Genomic DNA, 17,993 nt, shown 5'->3' with positions numbered 1-17,993 from the left:
ACAGCCTGGCGGGCGCGCACGCGTCCGAGATCGGCGGCGAGTCTTGCACAAAGACGAGGCAACGTCATGCCTACTTTTGGTGCACAAAAGTACCAACAGGATGGGTCGGACGGCGTTCCGCCGCGCAACGCGATCCCCATCAGGCCAGGTTGATGGGGATCGCCTCCAGCAGCAGCGACAGCGGCTCGCCCGTGTGCGGATGGGCCGGTTCGCCCAGGGCGTCGATGCGGTAGCCGCAGCGCCGCAACAGCGCGCACCAGGACTCCAGGGTGCGGAAGTACCAGGGCATGGGCTCGGGGAACTCGCCGCCGAAGGCGCTGAAGTCCTCGCGGCGCCAGCCGTCCCGGTAGCCGTCCTGGCCCCGAGCCTGCCAGGGGTGGACGGTCTGGATCAGCAACCGGCCGTCGTCGCCCAGCAGCTGGCGCAGGGCCAGCAGCAGCGGCTCCAGGTCTTCCTCGAACAGGGCGAAGTTGCACACCACGGCGTCGAAGCGACCGAGCCGGCCAGGGTCCGCCTGCAAGGCCTGGTAATCCAGGCAACGAAACTCGCCGCCGGCCTGTTGCGCCGCTGCCACCAGGGGCGCCGAAGCGTCAACGCCGAGCACCTGCAGGCCTCGCTCGACCAGGGCCCGGCTCAGCCAACCCTCGCCGCAGCCCAGGTCCAGTACCCGTGCGGGGCGACGAGCCAGGACGGCCTCGACGATGGCCCGGTCAGTGGCCAATTGCCTGCTTTCGATGCGACTTTCCCGCACGGCGCGTGTCCAAGCTAAGGCGTTGGCATGCCAGCTGTGGCCGAGTTGCTTCCGATTGTCGCCTGTCATGGATTCGCTCCCATTTTGCCGCCACTCCGCCATGCAGCCAGCCAGTGACCTACTAAGATTGCAAGCAAGAGCGGTGACAGGCCAGGCCGGTGGACTATGGGCGCAATATGGCAATCCGACGAATCAAGGAAACAAGAGGTACCCCAAGGTCATCTCGATGACCCCGGCGTCCCGCCGAAAAAGCCCCGCCGCAAACACCGCCTCCTGTTCTGGGGCGTGTTCCTGCTGACCGCCGGCATCGTCGGCGTCGCCGCCACCCACGAAATGCAGACCTCGCGCCTGCAAGCCCGCGAGCTCAGCCGCTACGCCGCCACCCTCAACTACGAGCTGGGTGATGGCCCGAGCAAGGCCATCCGCTACCCCGGGGACGGTCCCTTCGACCGGCGCCTGGGCTATGCCTTCCTGCCGCAGATGCTCGAGCGCCTGGAGAAACGCGGCTACGAGATCCAGCAGCAATCCCGATTTTCCGCGGCGTTGATCAGCTACACCGAGCACGGGCTGTTCCCGCCCTACCGGGAGAAGGTCCAGGCCGGCATCAGCATCTGCGACTGCCGTGGCCGCCCCTTCTATCAGTTCAGCTACCCGCAGCAGCGTTATCCCGATTTCGCCAGCATCCCGCCGCTGCTGGTGAACAGCCTGCTGTTCATCGAGAACCGCAAGCTGCTGGACCCGGCCGAGCCCCTGGCCAACCCGGCGGTGGACTGGCCGCGCTTCTCCAAGGCGGCTCTGACCCAGATGGGCAAGGCCATCGACCTGGACGGCCAATCCGCCGGCGGCAGCACCCTGGCGACCCAGCTGGAGAAGTACCGCCACTCGCCCTTCGGTCGCACCGCGTCGGCATCCGAGAAGATCCGCCAGATGGTCTCAGCCAGCGTGCGGGCCTACCAGGGCGGCCCGGAAACCCTGGTCGCGCGCGAACGCATCGTCATGGACTACCTGAACAGCGTGCCGCTGTCGGCGGCGCCCGGGCACGGCGAGGTGCATGGCATCGCCGATGGCCTGCGGGTCTGGTACGGCGCCGACTTCAATCGGGTCAACCGGATCCTCGCGGACAAGGACGCAGACCTCGCCGAACGCGGCCTGGCCATGCGCCAGGTGCTGTCGCTGTTCATCGCCCAGCGGCGCCCTTCCTATTACCTGTCCAACGCCCATGAGGAACTCAACACCCTCACCGACAGCCATATCCGCGTGCTGGCCGGTGCCGGGATCATGGACCAGCCGCTGCGCGACGCAGCCCTTGGCGCCAAGCTGCGCTTCCGCAACTGGGTAGAAGAGCCGGCGATCCAGGCGGTGGAAGCCAACAAGGGCATCAGCGTGGCCCGTGGACGACTGTCGAGCATGCTGAAGATGCCGCTGTACGACCTCGACCGCCTCGACCTCACCGCCAGCAGCACCCTGCAGAGCGAGCTGCAGAACGCCGTCACCGACTACCTGCGGCACCTCGCCGACCCGGCCTTCGCCGAGCAGGTGGGGCTCTACGGCGAACGCCTGCTGTCGCCGGAGAAGACCCGCGAAGTGCGCTACAGCTTCACCCTGTTCGAGCGCACGCCGTCGGGCAACCGTGTGCGGGTGCAGACCGACAACACCGACCAGCCCTTCGACATCAACGAAGGCAGCAAGCTGGAACTGGGCTCCACCGCCAAGCTGCGGGTCCTGGCCACCTACCTGGAGAACGTCGCCACCCTGCACCAGCGCTACGCCGGCAAGACCCCGGCCGAGCTGCGCAAGGTGGAGGTGGACCCGATCGACTTCATCAGCCGCTGGGCCCTGGACTACCTGATCCAGAACAAGAACCACGACCTCGGCGCGATGCTCCAGGCCGCCATGGACCGCACCTACTCCGCCAGCCCCTACGAAAGCTTCTTCACCGGCGGCGGGCTGCACACCTTCAACAACTTCCGCAAGGAAGACAACGGCCGCCGGCCGAGCTTGCGCGACGCCCTGCGCGAGTCCATCAACCTGCCCTTCGTGCGACTGCTGCGCGATGTGGTGCGCCACGACATGTACCGCCCCGACGGCGGCAAGATGCAGTTGCTCTCGGACGACAAGGACCCGCGCCGCCAGGGCTACCTCGACCTGTTCGTCTCCCGCGAGAGCCAGACCTACCTGCGCCGCTTCTGGAACAAGTACCAGGGCAAGGACGCCGACCAGCGCCTGACCACCTTCCTCGATGGCCTCAACCCCTGGGGGGCGCGCATGGCGGCCATCCACCGCTACCTGCAACCCCAGGCCGACCTCGCCACCTTCAGCGCCTTCATGCGTGAACGGGTGCCCAAGGCCAACCCGGCGCTCACCGACAAGCGCCTGGAAGACCTCTACACCCGCTACGGACCCGGCGCCTTCGACCTCAACGACCAGGGCTACGTGGCCCGCGTGCACCCGCTGGAACTCTGGCTGCTCGGCTACCTGCAGGCGCACCCCCAGGCGACCTTCCGCGAGGCGGTGGAAGCCAGCGGCGACCAGCGTCGCGAAGTCTATGGCTGGCTGTTCAAGTCCAAGCGCAAGTACGCCCGCGACAAGCGCATCCGCATCATGCTCGAGGTGGAAGCCTTCCTCGATATCCACGAGCACTGGAAGTCCCTGGGCTACCCCTTCGACCACCTGGTGCCGTCGCTGGCCACCGCCCTCGGCAGCTCCGGCGACCGCCCGGCGGCCCTGGCCGAACTGATGGGGATCATCCTCAACGACGGCGTGCGCCAGTCCACCCTGCGCATCGACCAACTGCACTTCGCCGCCGACACCCCCTACGAGACCCTGGTGGGGCACGACGCCGAGGAAGGCAAGCGGGCGATGACCTCGGAGGTGGCCGCGACCCTGCGCGACGCCCTCTCCAAGGTGGTCGAGGGCGGCACCGCGCGGCGCCTGCAGGGCAGCTTCACCCTGCCCGACGGCCAGCCCCTGGTGCTGGGCGGCAAGACCGGCACCGGCGACAACCGCATCCAGACGGTGACCCGCTGGGGCGCGGTGAAGAGCTCCAAGGCGATGAACCGCACCGCCACCTTCGTCTTCTACCTGGGCCCGCGCCACTTCGGCACCCTCACCGCCTTCGTCGAAGGCAGCCAGGCCGACAAGTTCACCTTCACCTCGGCGCTGCCGGTGCAGGTGCTCAAGGGCATGGCGCCGATCCTCCAGCCCTACCTCACCCCCGGCATGAACACCCAGTGCCAGGAACTGGCCCCTGCGGTACAGGTGAGCCGGCGGTAGGAGCGAATTCATCTGAACTTGGGAAACCACGCTCTAACGGCGCGATCATGAGTCATCGGCTCTGCGTATGACGATTGGCTACCCAGCTATCAAGATGCAGTTCGTAGGATGTGGCGGGCGGCGTTCCGCTTGAGCGCAGCGATACCCATCGGCTCCAGCGACCAGCATGGGTATCGCTACGCTCAACCCATCCTACGTTGCTGGCGAATGAACTCGCCCCCACACCGAACCGCGCTACCTCAACCCCGCCACCCCGACGATGATCAGCCCCACCGACACCAGCTTGCTCGGCGTCAGCGCTTCCCCAAGCAGCAGGAAGCCCAGGAGTACCGTGCCCAGGGTGCCGATGGCGGTCCAGATGGGGTAGGCGATGCTCACCGGCAGCACGCGCATGGACAGGGTCAGGAACCAGATCCCGGCCACCGCGGCCACCACCACCAGCAGGCTGGGCCAGGGCCGGGTGAAGCCCTCGGCGTACTTCATGCCCATGGCGAACAGCACCTCGAAGAACGCCGCCACCAGCAGGAATATCCAGGCCATGGCCGCCTCCTCAGAAGCTTTCCGCGAGATCCGCCAGGGTGCGCTCCGCACGCTGGTAGGACCGCTCGAAGGCGTCGCCGCCGAACTCGTCGTTCTCCACCGCCACCACCGTCACGTCAGTGATGCCGATATAGCCCAGTACCGTGCGCAGGTAGGCGTCGGCGTGGTTCATGTGGGCGTTGGCGCCGCCGGGGCCGTAGCCGTGGTCGCCACGGGTGGTGATGATCAGCGCCTTGCGCCCCCGCACCAGGGGCGTATAGGGGTTGCCCTGCTTGTTCGGGTCGAAGTCGAAGGTGCGGCCGATACGTACGATCTGGTCGACCCAGGCCTTGACCCCGCTGGGTACGCCGAAGTTGTACATGGGGGCGGAAATCACCAGGCGGTCGGCGGCGAACAGTTCGTTCACCAGCAGGTCGCTCGTGGCCAGGTCGGCTTTCATCACCTCGCTACGGGCCTCCGGCTCGGGGTGGAAGGCGGCGGCGATCCAGCCTTCGGTGACAGCCGGAACACTCACCCGACCCACTTCGCGACGCAACACCTGGCGGTCGCCTGCGCCGGCCTGCCAGGCAGCCAGGAAGGACTCCTGCAAACGCCGGGAATGGGAGCGCTCGCCGCGCGGACTGCCTTGAATGGAAAGAATCGTGCTCATCTCTACCTCCTTGATGGCTGTGCTTCCAGAAGCACTTCAATTGGCTGAAACTCAAGCGCTAATCTAGTTACGCCAGCCATCCGGGACAAATGAGCATTAGTTCATTTGGATGAATTCATTTCACCAGTGGAGTTAGCATGTTCTCCAGCCTGCCCCTCACCGCCCTGCGCACCTTCGAATCCGCCGCGCGCCTGTCCAGCTTCAAGGCGGCGGCCGAGGAACTGGCGGTGACCCCCACGGCGGTGTCCCACCAGATTCGCGGCCTGGAAAGCTGGCTGGGGGTACCGCTGTTCCAGCGCCTGCCACGCAGGGTGCGCCTGACCGACTGCGGCCAGCGCCTGTTCGGCAGCCTCCACGGCGCCCTGCTGGACGTCACCCAGACCCTCGACCAACTGCGCCCGCAACGCAGCAGCGGCAACCTGACCCTCTCGACCACGCCGGCTTTCGCCGCGCTCTGGCTGATCCCACGGCTTGGCCGTTTCTACGCCGAGCACCCGGAAATCAACGTGCGCCTGGATACCAGCAACACGCTGATCGACCTGCACCAGGACGCCAGCGTCGACTGCGTGATCCGCTACGGCATGGGCGACTACCCCAACCTGCACAGCCAGTGCCTGCTGGACGAACGCTTCGGCGTCTACGGCGCGCCCGCACTGGTGGCCAACCTCGGCGACAACCTGCCGACACTGATCACCGTGCGCTGGCGCAACGCCCTGCTCTACGAGCTGGGCTGGAAGGCCTGGTGCCAGGCGGCGGGCGAGGATCACCTGCTGGAAATAGCCCCGCAGCGGGAGTACGACGAGGAGCACTACGCCCTGCAGGCCGCCATCGCCGGCCAGGGCCTGGTGCTGGCCAGCTCCATCCTGGTGTCGGAAAGCCTCGCCAGCGGCCTGCTGGCGCCCTACCGGTCGGAGGTCAGCGTGGCCGGCGCCGGTTACTCCACCCTCTGCGTGCCGGGCCGCGAACGGCATCCGCCGGTGAAGGCCTTCTTCGATTGGTTGAGCCGGGAGGTCTCGTAGGATGGGTAGAGCGAAGCGAAACCCATCAAGCAGATGCGATGGGTTTCGCGGCTCGCGGAACGCCGCCCGACCCATCCTACGGTCCTCGCCGACAGGGCCGACTGAACGAAATAACGAACACACCACAGCCCGCGACAAGCCATCACAGCGCCTGAATTTGCCTTTACCCGATGAGCGCGGCTAATATTGCGTTCATTATGTTGAACGCAACGATTCACCCCTTCCACTTCGACCGCCTGGCCTCCCGCGAGCGCCACTGGACCGGCGACCTCTAGCCCCTCCCCTCGCCATACGCCCTGGCCGCGTCCTGCGCGCCATGGCCTGGACTTCCTGCATTCGCCTCATTCGCCCCACCGGGTGAAGGGCCCTGCATGCCCATGGGAGGGCAACATGCGTTCCTGGTTCTATCTGCTTGCCGCGATCCTCTTCGAGGTCGTTGGCACCACCTCGATGAAATTCGCCGCCGAACACGCCCCCGTGCTCGGCCTGCTGCTGATGTACAGCCTGATCGGCCTGTCCTACTACTTCCTCGCCCTGGCCGTGAAGCGCGTGCCTGTCGGCGTTGCCTACGCCCTCTGGGAAGGCATCGGCATCGTGCTGATCACCGCGATCAGCGTCACCTGGCTGGGTGAGAGCATCGGCCTGTACAAGGCGCTTGGCCTGGCCGTGATGATCGCCGGCATCCTGCTGATCAAGTCCGGCACCCGCGCCGCCCCCGAGGCCCGTGGCCAAGAGGTGCTGGCATGAACGGCGTGACCTGGATCCACTTCGCCTGGCTGGGCCTGGCCATTGTCCTGGAGGTACTGGCCAACGTACTGCTGAAGTATTCCGACGGCTTCCGCCGCCGACTGCCCGGCGTGGCCTCGCTGCTCTGCATACTCGCGGCCTTCACTGCCCTGACCCAGGCAGTGCGGGGGATCGACCTGTCGCTGGCCTATGCCATCTGGGGCGGCTTCGGCATCCTCGCCACCGTGGCCCTGGGCTGGGCCCTGTTCGGACAGCGTCTGGCCGGCCGTGGCTGGCTGGGTTTGGGCTTGCTGCTGGTGGGGATGGGGCTGTTGAAGCTGGCGTAACCTGACGAGCGCCATGCAGCACCGCCGATGGGTTTCGCAAGCTCGCGGAACGCCGCCCGTCCCATCCTGCTTCTTCGGCTTACTGCAGCCCGCTGCCAAATTGCGGGCAAAAAAAGGGGCGACCTGTTGGTCGCCCGCCCAATCATTCCGGGAGAGGAATGTCAGAAACGCTTGTGTCCGCATCACGCAAGATTCAGACAAGACCCTTTTTACGCACCAAGCCCCCTCCCCGCCATTGAACGAAGGTCTAAGGACCTGCTCACGAGTCGTCCTTGCCCAGGCCATGAAGGCGCAGCTTGTTGGCGATGGTGGTATGGGACACACCGAGCCGCTTGCCCAGCAGGCGGCTGCTCGGATGTTCGAGGTAGAGCCGCTCCAGCACGGCTTTCTCGAAGCGGCCAACGATGGCGTCCAGCCCACCCTCCAGGGAAAAGTCCCCCAGGGGCTGCGGCGCACCGTAGTCCGGCAGGCGGATGTGCTCGGGGCGTACGGTGCCGCCATCGCACAGGGAAACCGCCTGGAACAGCACGTTCTCCAGCTGCCGCACGTTGCCCGGCCAGTGGTAGTGGCCGAGCTTGTCCAGCACCGGCGGCGCGAGCTTGGGCAGGCCGCAGCCGATCTGCCGGCTGGCCGAATCGAGGAAGTGCTCCACCAGGGGCGGCAGGCCGTCGAGGCATTCGCGCAGCGGCGGGATGTGCAGCGACAGCACGTTCAGGCGGTGGTAGAGGTCCTGACGGAATTCACCCTTGGCGCAGAGTTCGGAGAGGTCCACCTGGGTGGCGCAGATCACCCGCACATCCAGGTACACCTCCTCGTCGCTGCCCACCCGGCGGAAGCAGCCGTCCTGCAAAAAGCGCAGCAGCTTGGCCTGCAGGCGCGGGCTCATCTCGCCCACTCCGTCGAGGAACAGGGTGCCGCCGGCGGTGAGCTCCAGTAGACCCAACTTGCCTTCCGGGCGGGCGCCTTCGAAGGCGCCGGGGCCGTAGCCGAACAGCTCGGTCTCGGCCATGGATTCGGGCAGGCCCGCGCAGTTCAGCGCCATGAACGGCGACTGCCCGCGCGGGCTGGCCAGGTGGCAGGCGCGGGCCAGCAGCTCCTTGCCGGTGCCGGTCTCGCCTTCGATCAGCAGTGGCGCGTCCAGCGGCGCCATGCGCCGGGCCTCGCGCACCACCGCGGCCATCACCTTGGAACTCTGGAAGATGCTGTCGAAGCCACGCAGTTCATGCTTGCGCACGTTGTAGATGCGCTCGCCGACCCGGTCGGCGCGGTGCAGGGTGAGCACGGCGCCGGCCAGGGCTTCGCTCTCATCGTGTTCCGACTGCAGCGGCGCGATGTCGGCAAGGAAGGTGTCGCCCTTGACCTTGATCCGCAGACCGTTGATCCGCGCCTTGTTGGCACGCACCAGTTCCGGCAGGTCGAAGTCCTCCACGTAGCGCGCGAGGGGAATGCCCGGCACCTCGTCCACCCGCACGCCGAGCAATTGGGCGGCGGCGCGGTTGGCGGCGACGATGGAGCCGCCCATGTCGATGGACAGCACCGGGAAGTCCAGCGCACCGAGCAGCGCGTTCAGCTCCAGATGGCGGCGCTCGCTGGGCATCAGGCCCACGCGCTTGACGCCGAACACGCCGGGAATGGCTTCCAGCTTCGGTCGCAGGGACTGCAGTTGCAGGTTGATCAGGTTCGGGCAGAGCAGGTAGATGGCGTTGCCCTGGTCCCCGCCCACCTCGCCGCGATTGACGTTGATGCCATAGTCGACGAGCAGGTTGAGGATGTCGCGCAGGATTCCCACGCGGTTCTGGCAATGGACTTTGATACGCATCAGGCACCCCTGGGTCGAGTTTTTCCTTGGGTTGTGGCGAGAAGAATCCGTTCTCGACCCACTTTTTTCGTCAAGAATATGTGACATCTCGCCGCAGCGACAAGGCGATTCCTGGCCGCCCGCGCCAAACCGTAAAGAAATCCTTACGAGATGACCGACCATCCACGGCCCGCGCGAGCCCGGCCCCTGCTGCTTCCCGCCTCCGGGTGCGCTATCCATAGGGCAACACAACAACGAAGCCCCGCCGCCAGGAGGCCGAATGAAAGCGACGCAGTACGTGGCCCGTGAACCCGATGCAAACGGTTTCATCCACTACCCGGAAACCGAGCACCAGGTGTGGAACACCCTGATCACCCGTCAGTTGAAGGTGATCGAGGGCCGCGCTTGTCAGGAATACCTCGACGGCATCGAAAAGCTCGGCATGCCCCACGATCGCATCCCGCAGCTGGGCGAGATCAACAAGGTGCTCCAGGCCACGACCGGCTGGCGCGTCGCCCGCGTCCCGGCGCTGATCCCCTTCCAGACCTTCTTCGAGCTGCTGGCCAGCCAGCAATTCCCGGTGGCCACCTTCATCCGCACCCCGGAGGAGCTGGACTACCTGCAGGAGCCGGACATCTTCCACGAGATCTTCGGTCACTGCCCGCTGCTCACCAACCCCTGGTTCGCCGAGTTCACCCACACCTACGGCAAGCTCGGCCTCAAGGCGAGCAAGGAAGAGCGCGTCTACCTCGCCCGCCTGTACTGGATGACCATCGAGTTCGGCCTGATGGACACCCCCCAGGGCCGGCGCATCTACGGCGGCGGCATCCTCTCCTCGCCCAAGGAGACCGTCTACGCTCTGTCTGGCGAGCCCGAACACCAGGCCTTCGACCCGCTGGAATGCATGCGCACGCCGTACCGCATCGACATCCTGCAACCGCTGTACTTCGTGCTGCCGGACCTCAAGCGCCTGTTCGACCTGGCCCACGAGGACATCATGGCGCTGGTGCACAAGGCCATGACCATGGGCCTGCACGCGCCGAAATTCCCGCCGAAGCCGAAGGCGGCCTGAACAGAACCTGCGAATGGTGGCTGCTCCAGCCACCCTCCCCACGAACCCCATTCTGGAAGAACAAAAATGACCGCCCTGTCCCAAGCCCATTGCGAAGCCTGCCGTGCCGACGCCCCCATGGTGTCCGACGAAGAACTGGCCGTGCTGATCAAGGAAATCCCCGACTGGAACATCGAAGTCCGTGATGGCGTGATGCAGCTGGAGAAGGAATTCCGCTTCAAGAACTTCCGCTACGCCCTGGCCTTCAGCAACGCCGTTGGCGCCATTGCCGAGGAAGAAGGCCACCACCCCGCCCTGCTCACCGAGTGGGGCAAGGTCACCGTGACCTGGTGGAGCCACGAAGCCAAGGGCCTGCACCGCAACGACTTCATCATGTCGGCCCGCACCGACCGCGTGGCGGAAACCGCCGAGGGCCGTAAGTGAGCCATTTCGCCAAGGTTGGGCGGGTGCCGGGCGACCCCATCCTCGGCCTGATGGATGCGTTCCGGCTGGACCCCAATCCCGCCAAGCTCGACCTGGGCGTGGGCGTGTACAAGGACGCCCGCGGCCTGACGCCCATTCCCCATGCGGTGAAGCTGGCCGAGCAGCGCCTGGTGGATACCGAAACCACCAAGACCTACGTCGGCGGCCACGGCGACGCCGCCTTCGGCCGCCTGCTGCTGGACCTGGTACTGGGCATCGGCAACCCGCTGGAAGCGGCGGGCCGCGCCGGCGCCACCCAGACCCCCGGCGGCACCGGCGCCCTGCGCCTGGCGGCGGAGTTCATCGCCCACAAGCTGCCGGGCCGTGGCATCTGGCTGAGCAACCCGACCTGGCCGATCCACGAGACCATCTTCGCCGGCGTCGGCCTTGCCGTGCACCACTACCCCTATGTGGACGCGGCCAACCGCCTGGATGTGGAGGCCATGCTGGCCGCCCTGGATCAGGTGCCCGTGGGCGATGTGGTCCTGCTCCACGCCTGCTGCCACAACCCCACCGGCTTCGACCTCGGTGCGGACGACTGGCGCCGTGTGCTGGACGTGGTGAAACGCCGCGAGCTGCTGCCGCTGATCGACTTCGCCTACCAGGGCTTCGGCGACGGCCTGGAGCAGGATGCCTGGGCCGTGCGCCTGTTCGCCGAGGCACTGCCGGAATTGCTGGTCACCACCTCCTGCTCGAAGAACTTCGGCCTCTACCGCGAACGCACCGGCGCGCTGATCGTCTGCGCCAGCGATAGCGAGAAGCTGACCGACGTGCGCAGCCAGCTGGCCTTCCTGGCCCGCAACCTCTGGTCCACCCCGCCCGCCCATGGTGCCGCGGTGGTCGCCACCATCCTCGGCGAGGCCACGCTCAAGGCCCAATGGGTCGCGGAACTGGAGGCCATGCGTAGCCGCGTCGCCGAGCTGCGTCGCGGCCTGGTGGACGCCCTGCAGCCCTACGGCCTGGCCGAGCGCTTCGCGCATATCGGCGAGCAGCGCGGGATGTTCTCCTACACGGGCCTTACGCCCGAGCAGGTGGCGCGGCTGCGCGCGGAGTTCAGCGTGTACATGGTCGGCACTGGCCGGGCCAATGTCGCGGGGCTGGATTTCAGCCGCATCGACGATCTGGCGAAAGCCATCTCGGCGGTCTGCTGACCTTGTCTTCGTAGGTTGGTGTAGAGCGCAGCGAAACCCAACAAGGCGCGCGCAGCGTGCCTGGATCGTTGGGCTTCGCCAAGCTCAGCCCAACCTACGGACTTGGCGAATGAATTCGCCCCCACATCCCGCCTCTCTCAGTAATCCACCTTTCCTCTTCCCGCCTTCACCGCCCCACGCTTGGCCTTGCCTTCCAGGCGCCGCTTCTTCGAGCCCAGGGTGGGCTTGGTGGGCCGGCGCGCCTTCTGCACCTTGCCCACGCTGCGAATCAGTTCCGCCAGGCGCTCCAGGGCGTCCGCGCGGTTCTGCTCCTGGGTGCAGTACTGCTGGGCCTTGATGACGATCACGCCCTCGGCGGTGATGCGGCTGTCGCGCAGCGCCAGCAGGCGCTCCTTGTAGAAGTCAGGCAGGCTCGAGGCGTTGATGTCGAAGCGCAGGTGCAGCGCGCTGGACACCTTGTTGACGTTCTGCCCGCCCGCCCCCTGGGCGCGGATGGCGGTGAGTTCGATTTCGTCGTCGGGCAGCTCGACGTTGCTGGAGATGACAAGCATGGGAAAAGCATCCGTAGGATGGGTAGAGCTTGCGAAACCCATCAATCCGCAGCATGGGTTTCGCTCCGCTCGCGGCACGCCGCCCGACCCATCCTACAAGGTTCCTTCCGCGCGCTGTGTCCCCAGCAACATCTCCTGCTCAGCACCGCGCTTGAGCAGGGCATAGATCACCCCGGTCACCAGGCTGCCGGCGACTATCGCCAGCAGGTAGAGCAGTGCGTGGTTCATGGCGTTGGGGATCAGCAGCACGAACAGGCCGCCGTGGGGTGCCATCAGCTTGCAGCCGAAGTACATCGACAGGGCGCCGGTCAGGGCGCCGCCGGCGATGCTCGCCGGGATCACCCGTAGCGGGTCCTTGGCGGCGAAGGGAATGGCCCCCTCGGAGATGAAGCACAGCCCCAGCACCAGCGCCGCCTTGCCGGCCTCGCGCTCGCTCTGGGCGAACTTGTGGCGCATCAGCAGGGTGGCCAGGCCCATGCCGATGGGCGGCACCATGCCGGCCGCCATGGTGGCGGCCATGGGCGCGTAGCTCTGGGACGCCAGCAAGCCCACGGAGAAGGCATAGGCCGCCTTGTTGATCGGCCCACCGAGGTCGACGCACATCATCCCGCCCAGCAGCAGGCCGAGGAGGATGGCGTTGGAGGTGCCCATGTTGTCGAGGAAGTGGGTGAGGCTGGCGAGCATGCCGGCCACCGGCTGGCCCACCACGTAGATCATCACCAGGCCGGTGAACAGGCTGGCGAGCAGCGGGATGATCAGGATCGGCTTCAGCGCCTCGACGCTCTGAGGCAGCTTCAGGTGGCGGTTGATCGCCCGCGCCGAATACCCGGCGAGGAAGCCGGCGATGATGCCGCCGATGAAACCGGCCCCCAGGGTACTGGCCAGCAGGCCGCCGATCATGCCTGGCGCAAGACCGGGGCGATCGGCGATGGAATAGGCGATGTAGCCCGCCAGCAGCGGCACCATCAGCTTGAACGCCGCCTCGCCGCCGATCTGCATCAGCGCCGCGGCGAAGCTTCCTTGTTCCTTGAACGCCTCGATGCCGAAGACGAAGGACAGGGCGATCAGCAACCCGCCCGCCACCACCATCGGCAGCATGTAGGAAACCCCGGTGAGCAGGTGCTTGTAGGCACCCTTGGGTTCCGCCTTGGCCTGGCCCACCTGCCCTTCCCCACCGGCCCTGGCTTGCAGCGGCTGCCCCTCGCTCAGGGCACGCCGCAAGGTGGCCTCGGCCTGTTTGAGCGCGACACCCGTGCCGCAGCGGAACACCTTCTTGCCGGCGAAGCGTGCGGTGTCCACTTCGATATCGGTGGCCAGCAGCACCACGTCGGCGGCGGCGATGGCTGCGGCGTCCAACGGGTCGCGCGCCCCCACCGAACCCTGGGTTTCCACGGCGAGCTCGATGCCCGCGCGCTGCGCCGCCTGCTTCAGCGCCTCGGCGGCCATGAAGGTGTGGGCGACCCCCGTGGGGCACGCGGTGACGGCAACGATGCGCGGACGCGCGACGGCGGCGGGCGCTACCTCGGCCAACTGTTCCCGCGCCTCGACCGCCGCGCGCAGGAGGAACGCCTCGCGATCCTGCAAGGCCTCGGCGGGGGTAGCGACGAAGAGGCGCTTGCCGGCGAAGCGCGACAGATCCAGCTCGCCGCTCCGGACCACCAGCACCCAGTCGGCGGCGTCCAGGGTGGCAGCGGAGAGCTGCTGCTCCGGGTGCTGCGGGTCGACGATTTCGACGCTGGTGCTCCAGCCCAGGCGCTGGGCGCTGGCCTCCAGCAGGCGCGCACAGAGCACGCTGGTGACCAGGCCATTGGGGCAGGCGGTGACGAGGGCGAGTTTCATCGGGATACCTCTTGTTGTTCTGGCAGCGCCTGGACGTCGACGGCGCCTTCGAGCTCTTGCAGTTGCGCGGCATCCTGGATGCCGAAGCCCACCTGGGTCACCGCCTGGGCGGCGATGGCGGTGGCCAGGCGCAGGGTGCGCGCCGCCGACCAGCCATTGAGCAGGCCATGGACCATGCCGGCCAGCAGGGAATCGCCGGCGCCCACCGTGCTGGCCACGCTGACCCGGGGCGGCTGGCCATGCAGGGCGAAGCCGGGGCCGAACCAGTTCACTCCGTCGGCGCCCTGGGATATGACGATGTGTTCGATGCCCATGGCGCGTAATTGCCTGGCCTCCTCCCGCTGGGCCTCGACACTGGCCAGGTCGCGCTCGCAGATATCCGCCAACTCGTCGACGTTGGGTTTGATCAGCCAGGGCGTCGCCAGCAGGCCGGCGCGCAGGGCCTCGCCGCTGGTGTCCAGGGCCACCTTGAGGCCGTGGCCCTGAAGACGCGTGATCAGGTCGGTCAGAAAGTACGGCTCGACGCCTCGGGGCAAGCTGCCGGCCACCACCGCGAGATCGTGCCCAGGGGCAAGGGTCTCCAGGCGCATCAGCAGATCCACCTGGGCCATCGCATCCACCAGTGGACCCGGGCCGTTGATATCGGTGATACGGCCATCAGCCTCGGCCAGCTTGATGTTGCTGCGGGTCTCCCCGGCCACGCGGACGAAGGCGTCGGTGAAGCCGCGCCGGGCGAACAGCGCCTCGAAGGCGTCGGCGTTGTCCGCGCCGAGAAAGCCGCTCACGGTCAGTTGGTGGCCGAGGTCGGCCAGTACCTGGGCCACGTTCAGGCCCTTGCCGGCGGCATGGCTGACCTGGGCCAGGCTGCGGTTCACCGCGCTGGGCTCCAGGCGCTCCAGGTGCAGGGTCAGGTCCAGGGCAGGGTTCAGGGTGAGGGTGAGGATGCGTGCCATCAGAAGTGCTCCGCCAGTTCGCGCACCGCCGCCGCGCTGTCCAGGGCCAGGGCCGCCTGCGCCAGTTCACGGGCCGCCGACGCACTGAACTCGCGTACCCGCGCCTTGACCTCGGCGATGCCACCGGCGGACAGGCTCAGTTCGTCCACCCCCAGCCCCACCAACAGCGGTACCGCCAGCGGGTCGCCGGCCAGCTCGCCGCAAACCCCCACCCACTTGCCCTGGGCATGGGCCGCGCGCACGGTGAGGTCGATCAGTTGCAGCACCGCCGGATGCAGGCCGTCGGCCTGGGCGGACAATGTCGGGTGGCCACGGTCGATGGCCAGGCAGTACTGGGTCAGGTCGTTGGTGCCGATGCTGAAGAAGTCCACCTCGCGGGCCAGCGCCGGGGCGATCAGCGCCGCCGACGGCACCTCGACCATGATCCCCAGTTGCAGGTCGGCCTGGGGAATCTCCGTCGCCACCCGCAGCGCCATGTCGCGGGCCTGGCGCCACTCCTCGACCGTGCCGACCATGGGGAACATGATCCGCAGCGGCCGGCCGTCGCTCGCGCGCATCAGCGCGCGCAGCTGGGTTTCCATCAGGTGCGGGCGTTGCAGGGTCAGGCGTACGCCGCGCACGCCGAGGAAGGGGTTCTCCTCCTCCGGCAGCGGCCAGTAGGGCAAGGGCTTGTCGCCGCCCACGTCGAGGGTGCGGGCCACCAGCGGGCGGCCGTCGAGGGCGTCGAACACGCGGCGGTACTCGGCCTCCTGGGTCGCCAGGTCCGGCGCCTGGGGGTGGGCCATGAAGATGAATTCGGTGCGCAGCAGCCCCACGCCTTCGGCACCCTGGGCCACGGCCTTGGCGGCGCCGGCGCAGTCGCCCAGGTTGGCGCAGATCTCCACCCGCTGGCCGTCGCGGGTCAGGGCCGGTTCCAGCTTGTGGGCATCGGCCAGTTGCAGGCGCCGCTGGCGACCTTCCTGTTCCTGCCGGGCGCGTTGCACCTGTTCGCTATCCGGGGTGACCACCAGGCGACCGCGCTGGCCATCCAGCAGCAAGGCTGTGCGCGGAGCCAGCAACAGCACGCCCGCCCCGGCCCCCACCAGGGCGGGAATGCCCAGGGCGCGGGCGACTATGGCGCTGTGGGCGGTGGCGCCGCCGCGCGCGGTGAGGATGCCGGCGACCCGCTCGCGGTCCAGGCGCGCCACGTCCGAGGGCGCCATCTCGTCCATCACCAGGATGTAGGGTTCGTCCGGCTCCGGTGCGTCTTCGCCCCCACAGAGCTGGGCCAGCACGCGGCGGCCGATGTCCCGCAGGTCGGCGGCGCGTTCGGCGAGCAGAGCATCGTGGAGGCTCTCCTGTTGGGCGGCGGCGCTTTCCACCACCGTCATCCAGGCGGCGGGCGCGCTGGCGCCCTGCTTGACGCGGGCATCCACCTCGTCGCCCAGTTCCGGGTCGGCGAGCATTTCCAGGTGGGTGGTGAAGATCTCGCGGATGGCCTTGGCCTCGCTACGCAACACCAGGGCCTCGATCTCGCCACGCACCTGGCCGATGGCGTGCTGCAGCCGCTCGCGCTCCACGCCGGGGGATTCGCCGCGCAGCGGATAGTCATGCTCCCGGTGCAGGTGGATATGCGCGGGGCCCATGGCGATGCCGGGGGCCGCGGGCACCGCCTGCAGCGTGCTGCCGGGGGCCGGCGGCGCAATGGGTTGCGCTTGCGGCTCCTCGATCAGCGGCGTCGCCGCTTCGGCGGGCAGCGGCTCCACCTCTTCCCCCAGTCCCCGCTCGATGGCTGCCTTGAGCGCCGGCAACGCGGCCTCGGCGATGGCCGGTTCGGCGATGATTTCGATCACCTGGCCCCGGCGGATGCCCAGGCTCAGCAGCTTGCTCAGGCTCTTCGCGGATACGGCCGCGACGCCACTGTCGGCCAGGCGCAGACGGATCTCGCCGTCGAAGGTCTTGGCCAGCAGCGCCAGCTCCTTGGCCGGTCGCGCATGCAGGCCATGGGCGTTGGCCAGCGGCAGGCGCAGGCTGGGCCAGTCGGGCCGGGTTTCCCCACCCAGGGCTTCGAGCACGGCGCGGCGCTGGGTGGCGCGCCCCAGCTCACGGCCACGGCCTTCGATGAGCAGGGTGCAAAGACGCTCCAGCAGCGCCTGGTGGGCATCGCCCAGGCTGGCCAGGCAGAACAGCCCGTTCACTGGCTGGTCCTGGTGGCGCAGGGGTTTTTCCGGGGTCAGGTAGGCCAGGCCGGGGCGCAGTACCCCCTGGGTGCTGTGCAGCCACCAGAGGCCGTCGCCGAGCGGCAACGGCTCGCCCTGCAGCAGGGCGGCGGCGAACCCGCGCTCCACGCAGTCGGCGCGGCGCAGCAGGCGGGCGCCCTGCACCACCAGCTCGTCGTAGTCTTCCACCGCGATGCCGAGGCCGATCAGTTGGTCGTCCAGAGCCAGCTCCCGAGGAGCGCTCTGCAGCAGCTGGAGGATCTGCTCCGGGGTTTGCGCGCGGCGCAGTTCGCCGCCGAGGTCGGCGTCACCCAAGGCGCGAGTGAGGAGCTGCAGCAGGCGCAGGTGCTCGTCGGATTTGGCGGCGATACCAATGGCGAGATAGACTATCTGCCCGCCGCCCCAGTCCACTCCCTCCGGGAACTGCAACAGGCGCACGCCGGTGTCGAACACCAGGTCGCGGGTCTCGGGGGTGCCATGGGGAATGGCGACACCTTGGCCGAGGAAGGTCGAGCCCTGGGCTTCGCGAGCCTCCAGACCGGCGAGGTAGCCCGCCGCCACCAGCCCATCGCCTTCGAGCCGCTCGGCGAGCATCCGCAACGCGCCGGCCTTGTCCGCCGCGACCAGGCCCATGGAAATCTGCCCTGCGGTCAGTTCGAGCATC

The 17,993-nt window shown here is 67.8% G+C and carries 15 protein-coding genes; 7 read left to right on the top strand and 8 right to left on the bottom strand.

What is annotated here, in order from left to right; genetic code table 11:
- Nucleotides 1-139 precede the first annotated feature (139 nt).
- A complete protein-coding gene (locus PCA10_RS08250) occupies nucleotides 140-820 on the bottom strand; it encodes a class I SAM-dependent methyltransferase (RefSeq protein WP_016491600.1) in 681 nt (226 codons plus the stop codon).
- Between the two features lie 96 nt (nucleotides 821-916).
- Here PCA10_RS08250 and PCA10_RS08245 point away from each other — a divergent pair, with 96 nt between their 5' ends.
- Nucleotides 917-4,024 (top strand): transglycosylase domain-containing protein, encoded by a 3,108-nt coding sequence (locus PCA10_RS08245; RefSeq protein ID WP_081663922.1) that lies wholly within the window; start codon nucleotides 917-919, stop codon nucleotides 4,022-4,024.
- A gap of 234 nt (nucleotides 4,025-4,258) precedes the next feature.
- Here PCA10_RS08245 and PCA10_RS08240 read toward each other — a convergent pair whose 3' ends face one another.
- Entirely contained in the window at nucleotides 4,259-4,564 is a 306-nt protein-coding gene (locus tag PCA10_RS08240; protein WP_016491598.1) for a DMT family transporter, read from the bottom strand.
- A 10-nt stretch (nucleotides 4,565-4,574) separates the two neighbouring features.
- Nucleotides 4,575-5,213, bottom strand: coding sequence for an FMN-dependent NADH-azoreductase (locus PCA10_RS08235; protein ID WP_016491597.1), 639 nt, complete (start codon nucleotides 5,211-5,213; stop codon nucleotides 4,575-4,577).
- 137 nt (nucleotides 5,214-5,350) lie between these two features.
- On the opposite strand from PCA10_RS08235, the gene PCA10_RS08230 reads away from it, so the two are divergent.
- From PCA10_RS08230 to mdtI, 3 genes are all read left to right on the top strand, one after another.
- Complete coding sequence (locus tag PCA10_RS08230; protein ID WP_016491596.1) at nucleotides 5,351-6,232, top strand: LysR substrate-binding domain-containing protein; 882 nt, start codon at nucleotides 5,351-5,353, stop codon at nucleotides 6,230-6,232.
- A gap of 390 nt (nucleotides 6,233-6,622) precedes the next feature.
- Nucleotides 6,623-6,979, top strand: a complete 357-nt coding sequence (locus PCA10_RS08225) for a multidrug/spermidine efflux SMR transporter subunit MdtJ (protein WP_016491595.1) — start codon at nucleotides 6,623-6,625, stop codon at nucleotides 6,977-6,979.
- Nucleotides 6,976-7,305 (top strand): multidrug/spermidine efflux SMR transporter subunit MdtI, encoded by a 330-nt coding sequence (gene mdtI / locus PCA10_RS08220; protein WP_016491594.1) that lies wholly within the window; start codon nucleotides 6,976-6,978, stop codon nucleotides 7,303-7,305. Before PCA10_RS08225 ends, mdtI begins: the two co-directional genes overlap by 4 nt.
- A gap of 259 nt (nucleotides 7,306-7,564) precedes the next feature.
- On the opposite strand, the gene PCA10_RS08215 is transcribed toward mdtI, so the two are convergent.
- Nucleotides 7,565-9,124, bottom strand: a complete 1,560-nt coding sequence (locus tag PCA10_RS08215; protein ID WP_016491593.1) for a sigma-54-dependent phenylalanine hydroxylase transcriptional regulator PhhR — start codon at nucleotides 9,122-9,124, stop codon at nucleotides 7,565-7,567.
- A 259-nt stretch (nucleotides 9,125-9,383) separates the two neighbouring features.
- Between PCA10_RS08215 and phhA the strand changes: the two genes are divergently transcribed.
- From phhA to PCA10_RS08200, 3 genes are all read left to right on the top strand, one after another.
- A complete protein-coding gene (gene phhA / locus PCA10_RS08210) occupies nucleotides 9,384-10,175 on the top strand; it encodes a phenylalanine 4-monooxygenase (RefSeq protein ID WP_016491592.1) in 792 nt (263 codons plus the stop codon).
- A gap of 66 nt (nucleotides 10,176-10,241) precedes the next feature.
- On the top strand, nucleotides 10,242-10,598 hold the full coding sequence (locus PCA10_RS08205) for a 4a-hydroxytetrahydrobiopterin dehydratase (RefSeq protein ID WP_016491591.1): 357 nt from the start codon (nucleotides 10,242-10,244) through the stop codon (nucleotides 10,596-10,598).
- Entirely contained in the window at nucleotides 10,595-11,788 is a 1,194-nt protein-coding gene (locus tag PCA10_RS08200; protein ID WP_016491590.1) for an amino acid aminotransferase, read from the top strand. The genes PCA10_RS08205 and PCA10_RS08200 overlap by 4 nt, the downstream gene beginning before the upstream one ends.
- A 137-nt stretch (nucleotides 11,789-11,925) precedes the next feature.
- Here the strand turns inward: PCA10_RS08200 and arfB are convergent, their stop codons facing one another.
- The 4 genes from arfB to ptsP all read right to left on the bottom strand — a co-directional run bounded on the left by arfB (nucleotide 11,926) and on the right by ptsP (nucleotide 17,992).
- Nucleotides 11,926-12,339 carry an alternative ribosome rescue aminoacyl-tRNA hydrolase ArfB gene (gene arfB / locus PCA10_RS08195; protein WP_016491589.1) on the bottom strand — a complete coding sequence of 138 codons (414 nt, stop codon included), beginning with the start codon at nucleotides 12,337-12,339 and terminating at the stop codon, nucleotides 11,926-11,928.
- Between the two features lie 93 nt (nucleotides 12,340-12,432).
- The gene (locus PCA10_RS08190) at nucleotides 12,433-14,178 is read right to left on the bottom strand and encodes a PTS fructose-like transporter subunit IIB (protein ID WP_016491588.1); all 1,746 of its coding nucleotides are present in this window, start codon (nucleotides 14,176-14,178) and stop codon (nucleotides 12,433-12,435) included.
- Nucleotides 14,175-15,131, bottom strand: a complete 957-nt coding sequence (gene pfkB, locus PCA10_RS08185; protein ID WP_016491587.1) for a 1-phosphofructokinase — start codon at nucleotides 15,129-15,131, stop codon at nucleotides 14,175-14,177. The genes PCA10_RS08190 and pfkB overlap by 4 nt, the downstream gene beginning before the upstream one ends.
- Nucleotides 15,131-17,992, bottom strand: a complete 2,862-nt coding sequence (gene ptsP / locus PCA10_RS08180; RefSeq protein ID WP_016491586.1) for a phosphoenolpyruvate--protein phosphotransferase — start codon at nucleotides 17,990-17,992, stop codon at nucleotides 15,131-15,133. Before ptsP ends, pfkB begins: the two co-directional genes overlap by 1 nt.
- Between the last annotated feature and the right edge of the window lies 1 nt (nucleotide 17,993).

The organism is Pseudomonas resinovorans NBRC 106553, assembly GCF_000412695.1.
GTDB classification, from domain to species: domain Bacteria; phylum Pseudomonadota; class Gammaproteobacteria; order Pseudomonadales; family Pseudomonadaceae; genus Metapseudomonas; species Metapseudomonas resinovorans_A.
This window is presented reverse-complemented; position numbering and strand designations above follow the sequence as displayed.